The sequence below is a fragment of the Piscinibacter sp. PDB5-1 genome (assembly GCF_056676035.1).
On record NZ_JBWVZL010000002.1, the window covers coordinates 466,075 to 482,405 of the forward strand.

Annotated in this window: 18 protein-coding genes; 8 read left to right on the plus strand and 10 right to left on the minus strand. The window is 69.1% G+C overall.

The features are described 5' to 3' along the window. Positions 1 to 16: 16 nt before the first annotated feature. On the minus strand, positions 17 to 424 hold the full coding sequence (gene flgC, locus AC1KAT_RS09465) for a flagellar basal body rod protein FlgC (RefSeq protein WP_480325140.1): 408 nt from the start codon (positions 422 to 424) through the stop codon (positions 17 to 19). A gap of 24 nt (positions 425 to 448) precedes the next feature. Next, positions 449 to 865 carry a flagellar basal body rod protein FlgB gene (gene flgB / locus AC1KAT_RS09470; RefSeq protein WP_480325142.1) on the minus strand — a complete coding sequence of 139 codons (417 nt, stop codon included), beginning with the start codon at positions 863 to 865 and terminating at the stop codon, positions 449 to 451. A gap of 177 nt (positions 866 to 1,042) precedes the next feature. Here flgB and flgA point away from each other — a divergent pair, with 177 nt between their 5' ends. From flgA to AC1KAT_RS09485, 3 genes are all read left to right on the plus strand, one after another. Further along, a complete protein-coding gene (flgA, locus tag AC1KAT_RS09475; RefSeq protein ID WP_480325144.1) occupies positions 1,043 to 1,786 on the plus strand; it encodes a flagellar basal body P-ring formation chaperone FlgA in 744 nt (247 codons plus the stop codon). 115 nt (positions 1,787 to 1,901) lie between these two features. After that, a complete protein-coding gene (gene flgM / locus AC1KAT_RS09480) occupies positions 1,902 to 2,219 on the plus strand; it encodes a flagellar biosynthesis anti-sigma factor FlgM (protein WP_480325146.1) in 318 nt (105 codons plus the stop codon). Positions 2,220 to 2,300: 81 nt separating this feature from the next. Further along, entirely contained in the window at positions 2,301 to 2,702 is a 402-nt protein-coding gene (locus AC1KAT_RS09485) for a hypothetical protein (RefSeq protein WP_480325148.1), read from the plus strand. Between the two features lie 18 nt (positions 2,703 to 2,720). Here the strand turns inward: AC1KAT_RS09485 and AC1KAT_RS09490 are convergent, their stop codons facing one another. Together AC1KAT_RS09490 and AC1KAT_RS09495 are read right to left on the minus strand one after the other, a co-directional pair. Continuing rightward, positions 2,721 to 3,488: a class I SAM-dependent methyltransferase gene (locus AC1KAT_RS09490; RefSeq protein WP_480325150.1), complete on the minus strand. Its 768-nt coding sequence runs from the start codon at positions 3,486 to 3,488 to the stop codon at positions 2,721 to 2,723. An 87-nt stretch (positions 3,489 to 3,575) separates the two neighbouring features. Continuing rightward, complete coding sequence (locus AC1KAT_RS09495) at positions 3,576 to 3,881, minus strand: DUF6506 family protein (RefSeq protein ID WP_480325152.1); 306 nt, start codon at positions 3,879 to 3,881, stop codon at positions 3,576 to 3,578. A gap of 98 nt (positions 3,882 to 3,979) precedes the next feature. Here AC1KAT_RS09495 and AC1KAT_RS09500 point away from each other — a divergent pair, with 98 nt between their 5' ends. Genes AC1KAT_RS09500 through AC1KAT_RS09510 form a run of 3 tightly spaced genes read left to right on the plus strand, consistent with a single transcriptional unit; the run spans position 3,980 to position 6,252 of the window. Then, a complete protein-coding gene (locus AC1KAT_RS09500) occupies positions 3,980 to 4,837 on the plus strand; it encodes a LysR substrate-binding domain-containing protein (protein WP_480325154.1) in 858 nt (285 codons plus the stop codon). A 55-nt stretch (positions 4,838 to 4,892) separates the two neighbouring features. After that, positions 4,893 to 5,549, plus strand: coding sequence for an SIMPL domain-containing protein (locus AC1KAT_RS09505; RefSeq protein WP_480325156.1), 657 nt, complete (start codon positions 4,893 to 4,895; stop codon positions 5,547 to 5,549). A 10-nt stretch (positions 5,550 to 5,559) separates the two neighbouring features. Then, a complete protein-coding gene (locus AC1KAT_RS09510; RefSeq protein ID WP_480325158.1) occupies positions 5,560 to 6,252 on the plus strand; it encodes a hypothetical protein in 693 nt (230 codons plus the stop codon). Positions 6,253 to 6,292: 40 nt separating this feature from the next. On the opposite strand, the gene AC1KAT_RS09515 is transcribed toward AC1KAT_RS09510, so the two are convergent. The 4 genes from AC1KAT_RS09515 to flhF all read right to left on the minus strand — a co-directional run bounded on the left by AC1KAT_RS09515 (position 6,293) and on the right by flhF (position 10,956). Further along, positions 6,293 to 7,660, minus strand: a complete 1,368-nt coding sequence (locus AC1KAT_RS09515) for a methyl-accepting chemotaxis protein (protein WP_480325160.1) — start codon at positions 7,658 to 7,660, stop codon at positions 6,293 to 6,295. A 28-nt stretch (positions 7,661 to 7,688) separates the two neighbouring features. Further along, positions 7,689 to 8,402 carry an RNA polymerase sigma factor FliA gene (locus AC1KAT_RS09520; RefSeq protein WP_480325162.1) on the minus strand — a complete coding sequence of 238 codons (714 nt, stop codon included), beginning with the start codon at positions 8,400 to 8,402 and terminating at the stop codon, positions 7,689 to 7,691. Positions 8,403 to 8,422: 20 nt separating this feature from the next. Further along, positions 8,423 to 9,205 carry a MinD/ParA family ATP-binding protein gene (locus AC1KAT_RS09525; RefSeq protein WP_480325164.1) on the minus strand — a complete coding sequence of 261 codons (783 nt, stop codon included), beginning with the start codon at positions 9,203 to 9,205 and terminating at the stop codon, positions 8,423 to 8,425. Between the two features lie 62 nt (positions 9,206 to 9,267). Beyond that, positions 9,268 to 10,956: a flagellar biosynthesis GTPase FlhF gene (gene flhF / locus AC1KAT_RS09530; RefSeq protein ID WP_480325166.1), complete on the minus strand. Its 1,689-nt coding sequence runs from the start codon at positions 10,954 to 10,956 to the stop codon at positions 9,268 to 9,270. 531 nt (positions 10,957 to 11,487) lie between these two features. Here flhF and AC1KAT_RS09535 point away from each other — a divergent pair. Together AC1KAT_RS09535 and AC1KAT_RS09540 are read left to right on the plus strand one after the other, a co-directional pair. Further along, entirely contained in the window at positions 11,488 to 11,883 is a 396-nt protein-coding gene (locus tag AC1KAT_RS09535; RefSeq protein ID WP_480325168.1) for a hypothetical protein, read from the plus strand. 134 nt (positions 11,884 to 12,017) lie between these two features. After that, complete coding sequence (locus AC1KAT_RS09540) at positions 12,018 to 12,842, plus strand: hypothetical protein (protein WP_480325170.1); 825 nt, start codon at positions 12,018 to 12,020, stop codon at positions 12,840 to 12,842. A 40-nt stretch (positions 12,843 to 12,882) separates the two neighbouring features. Here AC1KAT_RS09540 and flhA read toward each other — a convergent pair whose 3' ends face one another. Next, the gene (gene flhA, locus AC1KAT_RS09545) at positions 12,883 to 14,967 is read right to left on the minus strand and encodes a flagellar biosynthesis protein FlhA (RefSeq protein WP_480325172.1); all 2,085 of its coding nucleotides are present in this window, start codon (positions 14,965 to 14,967) and stop codon (positions 12,883 to 12,885) included. Next, complete coding sequence (locus AC1KAT_RS09550; protein ID WP_480325174.1) at positions 14,964 to 16,139, minus strand: EscU/YscU/HrcU family type III secretion system export apparatus switch protein; 1,176 nt, start codon at positions 16,137 to 16,139, stop codon at positions 14,964 to 14,966. Before AC1KAT_RS09550 ends, flhA begins: the two co-directional genes overlap by 4 nt. Positions 16,140 to 16,331 lie beyond the last annotated feature (192 nt).

A 16,331-nucleotide genomic window follows, 5' to 3' on the forward strand; every position in this document is an offset into this window, starting at 1 on the left:
GGTTCCTTAGGGCGACTCAGCCCTGGCCCATCTGCAAGGTCTTGAGCAACAGGCTCTTGGCCGTGTTCATGACTTCGATGTTGTTCTGGTACGAGCGCGAGGCCGAGATCATGTTGACCATCTCTTCCACCGCGTTGACGTTGCTGAAGGTGACGTAGCCCTCGGCGTCGGCCTGCGGGTGCTTGGGGTCGTGCACGCGGCGGCCCGGGGTCTGGCTTTCGCTGATGTTGCTGACCGTGACGCCGGCCGCGCCCACCGCGCCCATGAGCTGCGTCTGGAAGGTGACTTGCCGCGCCTTGTAGGCCTGGCCGTCGGGGCCGGCCACGGTGTCGGCGTTGGCCAGGTTCGAGGCGACCACGTTGAGCCGCTGCGACTGCGCGCTGATCGCGCTGCCAGAGACGTTGAAGACGTTGAACATCGACATGGATTGGCTCCTTCAGCGCTGCGCTTACTGCGCGCCCTTGATGGCGTCGAGCATCGTGCGCACGTTGCCGTTGATGAAGCGCAGCGTCGCTTCGAAGCGCACGGTGTTGTCGGCGAAGGCGGCGCGCTCGCGGTCCATGTCCACCGAGTTGCCGTCGAGGTTGGTCTGGCTGGCCGACGAATACAGCAGGTTCGGCTCGGCACGCGCACCGCCGATGCCGCCCGCGGTCGGGATGTGGCCCGAGGCCGTGGCCTTCAGCGCCGCGTGCGGGGCCATCGCACCGGTGGCTTCTTGCAGCGCCTTGGTGAAGTCCATGTCGCGGGCGATGTAGCCCGGCGTGTCGGCATTGGCGATGTTGCTGGCGATCAGGCGCTGGCGTTCCGAGCGCAGCTTGAGCGCCTCACCGTGGAAGTCGAGCGTCTGGGTCAATCGGTTCAACATGATGGCAATCCCTCTCCATCGGTCGGCATCGCTGCCGGGGGCCCCGCGGTCGCATGACCTGATGGGGCGATGTGAAGGATTGTGTTGAGCACCCTCGAAAACATTAGGGGGAATAGCGGCGCGTTTGCGCGTCAATTCAAAGCCTGCCGCTCGGGCATGTCTCTCTACAGTGGCAGCGTGGACAAGTCTTTATTCACCCGGCTTTCAAGTGGCCTCACGCTGCTGGCGGCGCTGGCCGCGTGGTTGCTGTGCGCCCCTTTCGCACTCGCCCAGCCGGCGCCGGCCGATGCGTTCGTGATGAATGTCACCACCGCCGAACAACTGCGTGCCTTCTTGCACACCAGCGGTGCGGCCGAGGGCCACAAGCTGGTGATCGAAATCGGCCAACTCGACCCTCGCCTGCGCTTGGCCGCCTGCGCGCAGCTGCAGCCCTACCTGCCCTTCGGCAGCAAGCCCTGGGGCAAGACCCGCGTGGGCCTGCGCTGCACCGAAGGCGCCAAGCGCTGGAATGTGTCGCTGCCCGCCACGGTGCGCGTGTTCGGCCCGGCCTGGGTGACGCGCAGTGCGCTGCCTGCGGGCCATGTGATCGCTCAAGACGACCTACGCCGCGCCGAAATCGACCTGGCGGCGGAATCGAGCGCCGCACTGGCGGGCGATGACGAACCGCCGGTCGGCCGCACCCTGGCCCGGCCCGTGCTTGCGGGTGAGGGCCTGCGCGAGATGCACCTGAAAGTGCGCCAGTGGTTCGCCGCCGGCGAGGTGGTGCGCATTCGCGCGGTGGGCGCGGGTTTCGCCATCGCCAGCGGTGGCCAAGCGATCACTTCCGGTGTCGAGGGCCAGCAGGCTCGCGTCCGACTCGAAAGTGGGCGTGTGGTGATCGGCCGGCCGGTCGGAGAACGCTTGGTGGAGATCGCGCTGTGAGAACAGACCCGGTAACAGACGCCAACTCAAAAAGTTCTAAAGTCTTCGGCCGGGCGGGCCGATACACCGTCCATGTTGCAGGCCCAGGTGCTTCACCCGGGCGTAGGAGTCCATCATGAAAGTCGGTAACCCCGCAGACAAACCCGCGATCGCCCCGGCCCAACCCGGCCGAGTTGGCGCGGGCGAAGCCGCCAAGACGCCCGGTGCCCCCTCGACCCCGGCCGACGCCGGCGCGCTTGAAGCCAGCGCGCAGGTCGCCCTGTCGAGCACGGCCACCAGCTTGCTGGAAGGCTCGAACGCTGAATTCGACGCCGACAAGGTGGCACGCATCACGCAAGCCATCGCCGACGGCAAGTTCGAGATCAACGCCGAAGCCATTGCCGACCGGCTGATCGCCAACGCCAAAGAAGCGCTGGGCAAGGTCTCGCATTGACGACCCGCGCGGGCGGCTCTCACCGGCCGCCCGGCCCGTGCCCCTTCTTGGCCCCTTTGCCCTGCACTTATTTGGTTCCTCATGCAGCAGTCTCCCGCCACACCGACGCCCGCGCTCACGCCGGAACTGGAGACCACGCTCGCGGCGGTTGAGACCCACCTGGCCGCACTCGGCGACGCCCTGCGCACGCGCGACGTCGCCGCCATCGACACCCATGCCACCGAACTGCACCGTGCGCTCGCGCATGCGGTCGATCAGTTCACGCACGCTGCACGCAAGGGCCCGGTGCCCTCGCCGCTGCGCCAACGCCTGATGAACGCCGGCGGCCAGGTCGCCGCCCAGCGTGAATCGCTGGCCCGCGCCACCGCCGCCCTCGACCGCGCCATCGACGTGCTGATGCCGCGCGACAACAAGGCCGGCATCTACTCGGCCCTGGGCACCGCCGAGCGCGGCGGCCTGCGCGGTGGGGCGATTCAAGCCTGAATTTCGGCGCGTCCCGCTTCAGCGAACGAGGCCCTGCGGGGCCTTTCGCTTTTTCAGCGGCAGCTGATACAGCCACACCGAGCGCCCGTCCGGGCAACGGTGCACGGCCTGAGCCTGCGCGCCGGTGGCCTCGAACTCCAGGCTCGCGAGCCAACTGCCCGGCTTCATCTCAGCGTCGGCCTTTTCAAGCGCACGCGGCATGCTCTCGGGCCGCTGGAAGAGGTAGACGAGGTCGTGTCCCGACCAGTCGGCGCGCCAGATGTCGGCCCGGCGCACCTCGGCGCGCAGCCCCTGCAGCCGGCAGCGCCCGCGGCACAGCAGCGTGAGCGGCCAGCTCCACTCCCAGCCGTCGAGGCGGGCGTCGGGGTACACGGCACGCAACTCGCGCAAGCCGTCGCCCAGGCCGCAACCGGCGTCCACGATGCGTGCGCCGGGAGGCAAAGGCAGCAGTTGGTCCAGGCCGCGCAGCGCGCCCCGGGGGGTCGGGAAGACCGGCGCATCGCGCCACGCGTGCACCGGGTACAGCGCCAGCAGCACCGCCAGCGGCAGCAGCCAGGCCCAGGCGGGCAGCGCGCCCGCCAAACCCGAGGCCAGCGCCGACAGCGGAAAGCCCAGCGCGATGAACACCCGCCGCCAGCGCGTGCTGCCCAGCACCGACAGCACCGCGCCCAGCAGCGTGGGCAGCACCAGCGCCAACCATGGCGCGACACCGGCACTGCGCAGCCCCATGAACAAGGCCCAGGCAGCAGCCCAGGTCAGCAAGGCAGGAAGAGGCCAGATCAGCAAGTGCGTGCGGGTCGGTCGAGTGGGCGGCCAGTATGCCCGCGCGCCTTTGTGCGCCGCTTCGGCCCGTGGGCCGCGCATGAAAGCGCGTCAGCGCTTGAACAGCGCATGCATCGCGTCGATGGCCTCGGGCCCGTAGGCCACCGCGCCGACCGGCACGCGATGGGCGATGGCCTCGAGCACCCGCGCCGTCCACACCGGGCCGAAGCCACCGCACAACTCCAGCAGCTGAATGCCGTCGTCTTCGACCAGGCGGCGCGCCACCGGCAGCGCATCGGCCGGCTGCGAGATGCCGACCGCAATCATCTGAAAGCCCTCGGACGCCATCACCTGCCGGTGCGTGCGCGCGTCGAGCCCGGCGCCGGTGACGATGAAGCCGAATCGGGTGAGTGCCATGTGCAGCCCTGTGGGAAGTGGAAATGCCCGGCATGCTGAGGCGATCACATAAGATCGTCTACGTCTGAATTCGTCAGACTTATTGCATTGGAGGTCTGATGCTCGATCTTCAGCAACTGCACTACTTCGTCGCCGTGGCCGAAACCGAAAGCATCGCCCGCGCGGCCGAGCGGCTGCACCTGTCGCAGTCGCCGCTGAGCCGGCAGATCCTCGCGCTCGAAGCGCGGCTGGGCGTCGCGCTCTTCGCACGCTCGCGCCAACGGCTCAAGCTGACGCCGTTGGGGCACGCGTTTCTCGACCGTGCGCGCAGCCTGCTCGACCACGCCCGGCGGCTCGAAGACGAAGCCCGGGGCCAAGTGCCGCCGCTGGTGATCGGCTTCGTCGAAAGCGCTGTGCACTGCGGCGTGCTGAAAGCGGCGCTGCAGGCCGTGCGGCAGGCGATGCCCGACACCCGCATCGAGTTGCGCAACCTGCGTTCGGCCGAACAACTGGCCGCGCTGCAGGCCGGCGAGATCGACCTCGGCTTCGCCCACAGCGCCGCCCCCAAAGGCTCTGGCCTGCGCAGCGCCCTGCTGGCCGACGAGGCCGTGCGCCTGGCCGTGCCTGCCGGGCATGCGCTGGCCCGGCAGCGGCCCAGCGCGGCCATGCTCGACGGCGAAGGCTTCATCACGCTGCCGGCCAGCGTGTCGCCGCTCGGGCGCGACGAGTGGCTGGCCGCGTGCCGGCAAGCGGGCTTCACGCCCCGGGTGGTGGCCGAGGCGGCCGACCCCTCGGTGGCGCTCGGGCTGGTCGAAGCCGGCGTCGGGCTGGCCCTGCTGCAAGACAACCTGGCGCGCCGCGCGCCCGCCGGGGTGGTGGTGGTCGATGCGCCCAAGGGCCTGGCCTTGCGCGTGCAGGTGCATCGCTGGCTGCCTGGCAACCCCTCGGCTGCGGCCTTGGCGTGCGCGGCCATCTGACGCGCGAGGCTTGTACATTGCACGGCGAATCAAAAACAACCGGAGGGAGACCCGCATGAACAGCCGCCAGTCCAGCTCGCCCAGCACCGAACACGTCACCGTGATCGGCGAAGCCACGCTCGAATACGAACCCGACCTGATCGAGTTCAGCGTCTGGCTCACCCATGTGGCCGACACGGCCGTGCTCGCCAAGGCCGACGTGGACGCCCGCACCGCCCGTGTGATCGACATCACCCGCGAGTTCGACCTCGACCCGCGCGACGTGCGCGCCTCGAACCTCACGGTCGGCCCGCACCGCGAACACCGCGACGGCGAGACCCGCGACGCCGGCCACGAAGCCGAGCGCCATGTCGAACTGAAGCTGCGCAACCCGCGGGCCTTCGACGCACTGGCCGAACGCCTGCTCGCCGTGCCGGTGGACCGCCTGCTGCACGTCACCGCTCGCCTGAGTGACCGCACCGTGGCCGAGCAGTCGTGCATGGCCAAGGCCATCGACGACGCCAAGCAGAAGGCCGCGTCCATCGCGCGGCAGTTCAACGTGCGCCTCGGGCGCGTGTACTCGGTGGTGGCGATGCAGGGCGACGACCCCATGCAAGGCGCACGGGCACTGGCCACCGCGGGCCACGATGGCGCGGCGATCGAGCCGGGCGTGATCCCGGTGTCGGCGCGCATCGAAGCCACGTTCTATCTCGACCGCGCTTCCACGTACTGATCGCCGACCGATGCCTGCCCTGAGCGTCGTGACAGGTTTTCCGACCCGCCCGTGGGCCGCCCTGGCGGTGACGCTGGCGCTCGCCGGCCCGGCCTTCGCCTGCCAGCCGCCGTGGCGACCGGCGAACTACGAGCAACCGCCGCTCGACGAAGAAGCGGTGGACGCCTTTGCGCGCTTCACGCACGTCGCCTTGCTCGAAGTCGCCCGGCTCGACGTCGAAAAGATCCCCCGGGGCCGCAAGCACACCCTGACGATGAAGACGCTGCGGGTCTTGAAGGGCGACCCTTCGTACGCGCTAGCGCCGATCGTCACGCCCTTGAGCGACGACCACATGAACTGCAACTACGCGGGCGACCCCGGGCGCGTGGGCGACCGCCTGCTGGTGTTCAGCCAGGTCTCGGGGCAGCGCAGTTTCTGGATGCCCGGCGGGCCTGCGGGCCAAGCGCCCGATGTGTTCGACAAGATGCTGGCGCGCCTTGCGGCGCTCGACCCGCAGCACCCGCCGGTGCCGCCGAAAGGCGCATGCCTGCTGCGGGTGGATCAAAAGAGGTATTGCCGGCAGAACGCCCTGGCGCCGCTGCGCGACTTTCTGTCGGAATGCGGCTTCGACCGCGACTTTGCCGCCGCCAAGGGCAACCCCCGCGTGACGCTGAGCTATGCGCCGCGTTGCCCGCCGGGCGCGGTGCCGTTCTCGCGCTGGTAGCGACCGGGCGAACGGCTTCACCCGGCGAGCGCCCGCGCGCTCAGAACTTGAACGCCACCCGCAAGCCGCCCCAGTGGCGGCCATTCACCGTGATGGGCGCGGCGGCTTCTTTCAGCAGCACGAACTTGCCGCCGCCCATGTCGCGACGGTAGGTCTGCAGCAGGAAGGGCCGCGTGTTGCGGGCCGAGGCGAGGCCGGTGCGGTCGTTGAAGATGCGGCGGTAGCGGCTGTTGGCCGTGTCCCAAACCAGGTCGCCGCGCTGTGGGTTGCAGTAGATCTGGTTGTGCGTGGCGACATAGCCGTTGCGGTCCACCGCAATGCAGAAGACCACCTGCTTGTCGAAACCGAGCACACGCTCTTGCACCTGCGGAAAGAGCCGGTCGGCCAGCGGCACGAAGCGCGTCGTGTGCTGCGCCGGGTTGGTGTTGGGGATGGGCTGGTAGGCCTCGTCGAAGAGTTCAGCCTCTGAGATGGTGCCCGTGCGCAATGCGTCTTCGAGCAGCTGCGCAATCTGGCCTGCCGCCTCGATGGCCGCGCGGATGAACGGCGTGTCTTCGGTCTCGATGCCGCAATGCGCCACCAGTTCGATGAGGTGCTCCGAGACGGTCAGGAAGGATTCGCTGCGCGTGAGGGCCACGTCGAGCGAGCGGCTCGTCTCGTGCATCTCGGCTTCGATGGACGACATCTGCGCGTCCAGGCCGGCGCAAATGGCGCGGCTCTTCTCGGCGGCGGCGGTGATGCTCGACACACCGTCCTCGACCTCGCCCAGCGCGCGATGGAACGCGCCCTGCCCCGCCTTGGCACCGCCTTGCGAAGAAATCTCGCGGGCCAGGGCCTCGATGCGGCTGTCGAGTTCTTTCACCGTGCCCATGATGGCCTTGGACGACCCCTCGACCTTCGAGGCCAGGTCGCGCACGGCTTCGGCCACGACCCCGAAGCCGCGGCCGGCCTCGCCGGCACGCTTGGCCTCGACCGAGGCGTTGAAGGCCACGAGCCGCGTTTGCAGCGCAATCTGCGTGATTTCGGTCGCTGCATCGGCCACGGCGCGCAGCGAGTCCACGATGCCCGACACCTCGGTGCCGACGTCTTCGACGGCACGGCGTGCGCGCGACATGGCTTCCAGGCTGGCGCTGTTGACGCTGCTGATCGCGTCTTGCGCGGCGTTGACATCTTTGAGTTGCGCGCCGAGGTCAGACACGGCCTGCGCCTGCCGCTCGGAGTTCTTGCGCGTGTCGTCGATGACACCGCGCACCTCGGCCGCTTCGCGCCCCATGGTCGAGGCCTGCTGGCCGATCGAGCGGACCGCTTCGCGCAGGTCGCCAGCGGCCTGCGCAGAAGACTCTTCTTTCTTTTCGGCCGCCACGGGGGCAGCCACCACGGCCTGGGACCGCTTCAACAGCTTGAACATCGCACCACCGGACGCACTCGCGCGCTGCTTACCACTCGCGCAGCTTGACGCGCAGGCGGGCGATCGACTGGCTGTGCAGCTGGCACACCCGCGACTCGGTGACCTTCAGCACGGCGGCGATCTCTTTCAGGTTCATGTCGTGCTCGTAGTACATGCTCATCACGTACTGCTCGCGCTCGGGCAGCGTCTTGATACCTTCGACAAGCGCTTCGCGCATGCGCTGGTCCGACAGTTGGGCGAGCGGGTTCGCACCTTCGTCGGTGACGTGGCGGTCGAGGAAGTCGCTGTCGCCCTCGTCGCCTGACATGTCTTCGAGGTACACGAGCTGGGTGCCACGCACCTTGCCGAGCAGCTCCTGGTATTCGGTGAGGCTCACGCCCATCTCGCGGGCGATCTCGCTCTCGGCCGGCGCACGGCCGAGCTTTTGTTCGAGCTTGTGCACGGCCGACTCGATGCTGCGCTGCTGCTTGCGGGTGCCGCGCGAGAGGTAGTCGTTGCCGCGCAGCTCGTCGAGCATGGCGCCGCGGATGCGCTGGGTGGCGAAGGTCTCGAACTGCACCCCCTGCTCCTTGTCGAAGCGCGAGAGCGCATCGGTCAGCCCGATCATGCCGACCTGGATCAGGTCGTCGATCTCGACGTTGGCCGGCAGCTTCGCAATCATCTGATGCGCAAGCCGCCGCACCAGCGGGCTGTACTGCTTGAGCATCGAGTTCATGTCGAGTTGGCCTTTGGCTGTGTACATGGTCAGCTCCAGAAATCTCTTCAGTGCGCCTGGCGGTACAGGCTGCCTGTCTGCGCCAGCGGCAGGGCCGCCGAACCCATCGGGCCGTGATCGGGTTGCAGGGTCTCGCGCGCCCAGGCACGCAGCGCGGCGGGGGCCGCATCGCGTGCGTTGGACGCCGGGTCCACATGCAGCCAGTTGCGCAGCACGACGCCCAGGAAGTCGTCGGCGCAAGTGGCCAGTTGAATCGCGATGCGCTCGGCGCGCGGCGAGCTCGGCGCGGCGCACAGCAGCAGGTCGTACACCACGAGGCCGGCGCGTTGCGTCAGCAGCTTCATGGCGGCGTAAGCATGGGTCACGCTGGCGGGCCGGTCGTCGGCCAGCAGCAGCGGGCGGGCCTCGCTGCGCATGAACAGGCGGCACAGGTCCGACTCGTTGGCGTGCACCAGCACCACGTCGGCGTGCGGCGCAGCGTCGGCCACGGCTTGCAGGAAGGCCGACGTCGAGCCCTGCGCGTTGACGTGGCGGATCGGCAGGCCCCGGGCGGCGAGGTAGCTCACCTGCGGCGACAAGGCCTCGATGCATTCGGACAGGTCGATCTGCGCGATCTCGGCCGGCGCGGGCGAGCGGTCGGCCGCATCGACCACCAACACGTGCGCGCCGAGCTCACCGAAGGCGGTGCACAGGCGTTCGAGCATCACGCCGCCGAAGGCCATGTTCGGGTTCGCCACCACCGGCACGAAGCGCGTGCGGGCGTGGGCGAACATGCGGCGCAGGCCGTCGGCCTGGTCGGCCGGAAACGATGATTGGAAGTCTTCGTACATGAAGCGTCGATGCGAAGGTCGAGCGTGGCGGGAAGCGGTCGGCGTGAACGTCGGTGTTCGGGTCAGATGTGCAGCGACGACACCCCACCGCGCGGCTGGGCGCGCGGCACCGGGTGGCGGGCCGTGAACACGAGGTTCACGTCGATGCTGTCCATGCGGTAGGCGGGGCCGGTGTTGGCGCGCAGCGCGCGGTGCACCAGCGCGTGGGCCGACAGGCGGTGCCAGTCTTCGGGCACGCGCTGGCCGTTGGCCACGCCGACGACCTTCAGGCGGTGGCGAATCACCGCGTCGAGGGCGGGGCCGAGCTTCACTGCTTCGTCCATCTTCGACAGCACGATGCCACGGCAGGCGGCGGCGCGGTACGAGACGAGCACGTCTTCGATGGTCTCGCCCTGCTGCGCGGCGTTGACGACCAGCAGCTTGTGGATCGAGCGGTGCGCCAGCATGTCGAGCAGCTCGCGGGTGCGGGTGTCGCGCTGCGCCATGCCGGCGGTGTCGATCAACACCATCTTCTTGGCCGACAGCAGCTCCAGCAGGTCTTCGAGCGAGGCGCGGTCATGGGCGGTGTGCACCGGCACGCCGAGGATGCGGCCATAGGCGCGCAGTTGTTCGTGCGCGGCCACGCGGTAGGCGTCGAGCGTGATGAGCCCGAGGTTGCCCGCGCCGTGCTTGGCCGCGAAGGCGGCGGCGATCTTGGCGGTGGTGGTGGTCTTGCCGACGCCGGTCGAGCCGATCAGTGCGAACACGCCGCCCTGGTCCTCGAGGGCCAACTCGCCCTCGCAGGTGATGAGGTTGCGCTCGAGCACGCTGGCCGACCAAGCGCCTTCGTCAGGCACATCGGCGGGCAGGCTTTCGGCCAGCTTGCGGATCAGCGCGGGCGAGAAGCCGGCGTCGAGCAGCTTTTGCGTCATCTGTGCCTGCGCGGGGTTGCGCTGCATCTTTTCCATGAAGGCGAGCGCGCCGAATCGGTCTTCGATCAGGCCCTTCATCGAGCGCAGCTCGTTCATCATGTCTTGCTGGTCGCGGCGGGCCGAGGCCAGGTTGGCGGCGAGCGGCGCGTCGGCCAGCGAAGGCATCGATTGCACCGGCGCGTGCACCGGGGTGGCCGCGCCGAGGGGCTCGGCGGTGCGCACTTCTTCGCGCAGCACCGGCGGCTCGCGCAGCATGGGCTGGGGCGGCGCGGCATGGGCTTGGCGACGCGCCACGGCCGGGGGGGGCACCACGCTCAGCGCGGGCTTGTGGCCTTGTTCGGCGCTGCGGGCAGCCAAGCGCTGTTCGAGCGCGCTGGGCAGGTCTTCGGGCTGCTGCGTTTCGGCGAACGTGGGTTCCAGGTGTTGCTGCTCGGCACGCATCGCCGCCTGACGGCGCTTGAGCATGCGCTCGCGCACATAGTCCTGGAACGACAGCGTGCTCATGGACAGGCGCGCCACGTCGTCGCTCACCTCGTCGGCCGCGGGCGCCGCGGCTTGCGGGGCGGCCGCTTGGCGTGCAGTGGGCTTGGCCGGGGCGCGGGCCGCCGGGCGAGCCGGTGCGGCGGGCTGGCTCGGGGCCGAAGGCCGCGCAGCGGCGCCGGCAATCGACGACGCCGACAGGCGCTCGATCTGCTGCACGCTCTCTGGCGCCATGGCCAGCACTTCGACGCCTTCGGGGCAGGGTTTGGTCGAGAGCACGACGGCGTCTTCGCCGAACGCCTGGCGGACCAGGGTCAGGGCGTCGCGCGAGGTGCGCGCGGTAAAGCGTTTGACGTTCATCGGATGCTCCAGAAGATCGAGCCGACGCAAAGGGCGGACGACTGCATGAAGTGTGTGTTCCCGGCCGCCCCGACGGTCGCGCAATGAAGTGCGAGAAACGCCTTCATTTGGGTTGATTCGTGCCGAGGTGCGCGGCAGCTTCGGGGGTTGAGCGGGTGCATGGGGCCAGGGGTATCAAGAGACAGGAGCGATTGTTCCGGCCGGCCGCGCAGACTTGAGCCGAAGGAACGGGGTGGAAGCGGCGCTTTTCCGGCGCGCCGTGGCGATGGCGCGATCGGCGGCTGGCGCCGTCGGCCGCGGGCGGGTCCCGGTCGGCCTCCGCAGCACCAGGTGGCACCGGCCGCGCCGCGCAAGTGAGCGTGCAGTTCGCAGCACAGGCCGCGCGGTTGCGCGGCCGGATGACACAGCACAAGCCACGCCACGCGCCGATGCCCTACGGTGGCGGGCTGGCGCAGCGCTTCGGGAACACCGCTTGCTGCCATTTCATCGCGCGCTCCGGCGCCCTTGCCTCGAATTCGACGCCTTCAGCACATGAACCCTTTTCGCAAGCTGAGCGGCTCCGTCCGCTACCCGCCCGGGCTTGAAGATCGCCTTTGGCGGCGCCTGCCTGCCCTGTGGCTGTGGGGCACGCTGCTGCCCGCGTTGGTCGCGCTCGCCCTGCACTGGGCGGTACCGGCCGGCGTGGACGCCGCCGACGACCGGCTGGTGCAGCGCTGGGACTACATGCTGCTCGGCCTGGTCGGCTTTTACTGGACCTTTGTGCTGGTGCTCGCCTTCGGCTGCGTGATCGTGCGCGTGATGAAGGGGCCTGCCTATGGGGCCGACGTCTACCCGCTGCCGGGCCAGTCCGCGCCCCACTTCGTCAGCGAGGAAACCGAGGCCGCAGCCGGCCCCGACGGGACGGCCCCACCCACCGGGCCGAACTGAAGTGCACGGCGGCATGCGCCCCCCGCTGGACTCTGCAGCGGGCGCGAGGCGGCGGGCGCGGGTGCCCTCTTTTTTTCACGTGAACAGGGCCTAGCATCTGCGGCCCTTCAACGCAGACAACCCCGAGGCCCCACATGCGCGCCACCACCGCGACCCGCCCACATGCCAACCTGCCGCGAGCATGGGCTGGCCTGCTTGTCTTCGCCGCGCTGCATGCAGCCGCGTCGCCGCCCGAAGAGAGCCTGGTGCCACTGCATGGCAGCAGCGTCGGCTGGTGGCGCGGCAGTGAACTGCTGTGTTTCAACCTGCGCCGCGAAGACGGCAAGACCGCATGGGTCGATTGCTCGCCGCAGCCGCATTTGAAGCTGCCGCCCGACACCGTGCGTGTGCTCGGCAACCTGCGCACGACCACTGTGGTGACGAAAGACGGGCGGGTTCGCTTCTTCGATGAAGCCGGCGAAGAAAAGCCCTCGCATGTCTACCGGATCGACCCGCCGGTGGACGCGCAGCGGCTCGTGGTGGGCAACAACTCGTCCACCGAAAGCGATGTGGCGTATTTCGACGGCACGCACTTCCGCGTGCGCCTACCGGCGGACCCGGACAGCAACCGGGATCTGCCCGTGCGCTGCCCCGAGGCTTTGCGAAGCAAGGTCTACGGCTTCAGCCAGTGGGGCGGCTTCGCGTTCGTCGAGCGCGACCGCGTGCGCGTGGCGCATCTCGTGCGCGACAAGGCCGGCATGGCGCAGTGCCAGTTCACCGACGGAGCGGAGCTGGCCGTGCCCGAGGGCACCGAGGAGGTGTTCGCCCTCGACTCCGACCTGGTCGGCCTGCGCACCGGGCGCCAGGTGCGCTTCATGCAGTTCGACCGCAAGACCGGCGCGTGGCGTGCGGGTCAGCGCTCGGTCTGGGCGGGCCGTCAGTTCGCCGACGAGCCCGTTCCCGACCTCACCTTGCCCTGATGCCCGGTCCGCCGCGTCAGCCCCGACGCGGCGCCCGGGGTCAGCCGGCGGCGCCGATGATCGAGCCGATGCGGATCGAGTGCGTCTCGGGAATTTCGCTGTGCGCCAGCACCCGCAGGCGCGGCGCGGCGCGCTTGAGCAGGCGGGCCATCGGCGCGCGGATCATGTCGGGCACCAAGAGGCAGGCCGGGTGGCCCATGTCTTCTTGGCGCTTGGCCGATTCGGCCGCGCTGCGCGCCAGCGTGTCGGCCACGCCCGGGTCGAGCGCCGCGCCGTGCGGCGAGTTGAGCGCCTGCGTGACGATGCGCTCCAGCTCGGGTTCGAGCGCGATGACTTCCAGCTCGCGCACCGGGCCGTAGATCTGCTGCACGATGGCCGGCGCGATGTGGATGCGGATGCGCCGCGCCAGCTCGCTGGGGTCGGTGACGGTCGATGAATGCTCGGCCAGCGCTTCGACGATGCTGCGCATGTCTCGCACGTGAACGCCCTCTTCGAGCAGCAGTTGCAGCACCTTCTGCAGCGCCGGGATGCTGACCATCTTGGGCACCACGTCTTCGATCATCTTCGGCGCAAGCTTGGTCACGTGATCGACCAGCTGCTGCACCTCGACACGGCCGAGCAGTTTGTTCGCGTGCAGTTGCATCAGGTGCGACAGGTGCGTGGCGATCACGGTCGAGCAATCGACGACCGTGAAGCCGTTCATCTGCGCCGCCTCGCGCTGGCGTTCTTCGATCCACACCGCCGGCAGGCCGAAGGCGGGGTCGGTGGTCTTGGTGCCGATCAGGTTGGTCGTGGCACCGCCCGGGTTGATCGCCAGCAGCATGCCGGGGAAGGCCTCGCCCTCGCCCACCACCGCGCCGCGCAGCGTCAGGCGGTACATGCTGGGCTTCAATTCGAGGTTGTCGCGGATGTGCACCGGCGGCGGCAGGAAGCCCACGTCTTGCGCGAACTTGCGCCGCACGCCCTTGATGCGTTGCAGCAGGTCGCCCTGCTTGGCCTTGTCCACCAGCGCAATCAGGCGGTAGCCGACTTCGAGGCCCAGCGTGTCGACCGGCACGAGGTCGTCCCAGCTCGCTTCGGCGTTGGGTTCGGCCAGCGGGGCCGGCGTGGGGCGCACATCCTTGGCGCGCTTGTTGCGCTCGTTCATCCACCACGCCGCGTAGCCGAGGCCGCCCGCAATCAGCAGGAAGACCAGGTGCGGCATGCCCGGAATGACACCCAGCAAGCCGATCACGCCCGCCGTGATGGCCAGCACGCGCGGCGAGCTGAACACCTGCGCCGAGATCTGCGTGCCCACGTCGCGCTCTTTGCCGACACGCGACACGACCATCGCCGCCGCCACCGAGATCAGCAGCGCCGGCACCTGGGCGACCAGCGCATCGCCGATAGCCAGCAGGATGTAGCTGTCGGCCGCCTGCCCGGCCGACAGCCCGTGCTGGGCCACGCCGATGATGAAGCCGCCGATGATGTTGATGAACAGGATCAGCAAGCCCGCGATCGCGTCGCCGCGCACGAACTTGCTGGCACCGTCCATCGAGCCGAAGAACTCGGCCTCGTCGCCCACTTCCTGGCGGCGGCGCTTGGCTTCTTTTTCGTCGATCAGGCCGGCGTTCAGGTCGGCGTCGATCGCCATCTGTTTGCCGGGCATGGCGTCGAGCGTGAAACGCGCGCCGACTTCGGCGATGCGCTCGGCACCCTTGGTCACCACGATGAAGTTGATGACCACGAGGATGGCGAACACGATCAGCCCGACCGCGAAGTTGCCACCGATCAGGAAGTGACCGAAGGACTCGATCACCTGCCCGGCCGCGCCGGGCCCGGTGTGGCCTTCGAGCAGCACGACGCGGGTCGAGGCGATGTTGAGCGACAGCCGCAGCAGCGTGGTGAGCAGGATGACCGTCGGGAAGGCCGAGAAGTCGAGCGGGCGCAGCATGTAGGCCGCCACCATCATGACCATCAAGGCCATGGCGATGTTGAAGGTGAACAGCAGGTCGAGCACGAAGCTCGGCAGCGGCAGCACCATCATCGACAAGACCATGATGATGAAAATGGGCGCCATCAGCGCCTTGATGGCGGTGGCATGCGGGCCGAGCGTGGCTTGCAGGCGCGCGATCAGGGCATTCATTCGTCAGCCTCCTCGTCTTGCGGGCCGCCCGGCAGGCGCTTCTTGGCCGACGGGTGGTGCGGGTCGAGTTCGTTCGGGATCTGCAGCGTGGGCAATTCGCCCGGCATCGGCACATGGCCGCTGAGCGCGGCGCGCAGCTGGTACACGTAGGCGAGCACCTGGGCCACGGCCGAGAACAGCGCCGCAGGAATCTCGCGGTCGAGTTCGCCGTGGGCGTAAAGCGCCCGCGCGAGCACCGGGGCTTGCAGCACCGGCACCTTCGAGTCCTTGGCGATGTCGCGGATCTTCATCGCGACCAGGTCGGCACCCATGGCCACGATGCGCGGTGCGCCCATCGCGCCTTCTTCGTACTTGAGCGCGACCGCATAGTGGGTCGGGTTCATCACCACCAGGTCGGCGTTGGGCACGGCGGCCAGCATGCGGCGGTTGGCCATCTCGCGCATGCGGGCACGGGCCTTGGCCTTGACCTCGGCATTGCCTTCGACCTCTTTGTGCTCCTGCTTCATTTCCTGGTGGCTCATCTTGAGCCGCGACTTGTGCAGGTGCAGTTGCAGGGGCAGGTCCACCGCGGCAAACAAGGCCAGCGCCAGCAGCAGCAAGAGCATGCCGCCGACGATGGTGCCGCCGGCGTGCGAGATCGCGCCCGGCAACGGCATGCCCAGCGCCGAGGCGAAGACTTCGATGTTGGCGCGCAGGTAGGCCGCGCCGATCACCCCGAGGATCAGCGCCAGCAGCGAGGCCTTCAGCGCGTCGATCAGCTGCTGCTTCGAGAACAGCTTGCCGATGCCGGTGATCGGGTTGAGCTTGCCGAAGTTGGGCGCCATCGGCTTCATCGTCCAGACCCAGCCGGTGGCCGCGCTCACGCCCAGCGCCACGGCCATCATCAAGAGCCCCATGGGCACCACGACGACCAGCAGCTTGAGGGTCAGCTCCATCAGGCGCTCGCCCATCGCGGTGGGGCTTTGCACCGCCGCCGCGTTGAAGTACAGCGCCGAGGCCAGCATCTGCTTGAGCCAACCGCTGGCCTGCGGCGCCACCGCGACGAGCACCGCCCCACCCGCCGCGATGGCAGCGAAGTGGCCCAGGTCACGCGAACGCGCGACCTGGCCCTCTTTGCGGGCCTTGTCGAGCTTTCGCTGCGAGGCGGGTAAGTTGCGTTCCTGGTCGGACATGGCAGGGCGAGGTGGTGGCCTGGAGATTGTTTCGGCCCAGACCGCCGACTTGAGCCGGATAACCGGGTGAAACGCCCGCCATTTCGCGCCCTGGCCGCCCCCGCGGCCGCCCGGCCCGGCCAGGGTCTCGCCTCCGGGCCCCGGTGCGCCCGCCCGCACGCGGAGCTGGTCTGCCGCCCTGCAAGCCTCGCT

Coding starts and splice junctions, on each gene's coding strand:
- flgC (WP_480325140.1), bottom strand. CDS start 424: ATGTCGATGTTCAACGTCTTCAACGTCTCTGGCAGCGCGATCAGCGCG.
- flgB (WP_480325142.1), bottom strand. CDS start 865: ATGTTGAACCGATTGACCCAGACGCTCGACTTCCACGGTGAGGCGCTC.
- flgM (WP_480325146.1), top strand. CDS start 1,902: ATGAAAGTCGGTAACCCCGCAGACAAACCCGCGATCGCCCCGGCCCAA.
- AC1KAT_RS09485 (WP_480325148.1), top strand. CDS start 2,301: ATGCAGCAGTCTCCCGCCACACCGACGCCCGCGCTCACGCCGGAACTG.
- AC1KAT_RS09495 (WP_480325152.1), bottom strand. CDS start 3,881: ATGGCACTCACCCGATTCGGCTTCATCGTCACCGGCGCCGGGCTCGAC.
- AC1KAT_RS09500 (WP_480325154.1), top strand. CDS start 3,980: ATGCTCGATCTTCAGCAACTGCACTACTTCGTCGCCGTGGCCGAAACC.
- AC1KAT_RS09505 (WP_480325156.1), top strand. CDS start 4,893: ATGAACAGCCGCCAGTCCAGCTCGCCCAGCACCGAACACGTCACCGTG.
- AC1KAT_RS09510 (WP_480325158.1), top strand. CDS start 5,560: ATGCCTGCCCTGAGCGTCGTGACAGGTTTTCCGACCCGCCCGTGGGCC.
- AC1KAT_RS09515 (WP_480325160.1), bottom strand. CDS start 7,660: ATGTTCAAGCTGTTGAAGCGGTCCCAGGCCGTGGTGGCTGCCCCCGTG.
- AC1KAT_RS09520 (WP_480325162.1), bottom strand. CDS start 8,402: ATGTACACAGCCAAAGGCCAACTCGACATGAACTCGATGCTCAAGCAG.
- AC1KAT_RS09525 (WP_480325164.1), bottom strand. CDS start 9,205: ATGTACGAAGACTTCCAATCATCGTTTCCGGCCGACCAGGCCGACGGC.
- flhF (WP_480325166.1), bottom strand. CDS start 10,956: ATGAACGTCAAACGCTTTACCGCGCGCACCTCGCGCGACGCCCTGACC.
- AC1KAT_RS09535 (WP_480325168.1), top strand. CDS start 11,488: ATGAACCCTTTTCGCAAGCTGAGCGGCTCCGTCCGCTACCCGCCCGGG.
- AC1KAT_RS09540 (WP_480325170.1), top strand. CDS start 12,018: ATGCGCGCCACCACCGCGACCCGCCCACATGCCAACCTGCCGCGAGCA.
- flhA (WP_480325172.1), bottom strand. CDS start 14,967: ATGAATGCCCTGATCGCGCGCCTGCAAGCCACGCTCGGCCCGCATGCC.
- AC1KAT_RS09550 (WP_480325174.1), bottom strand. CDS start 16,139: ATGTCCGACCAGGAACGCAACTTACCCGCCTCGCAGCGAAAGCTCGAC.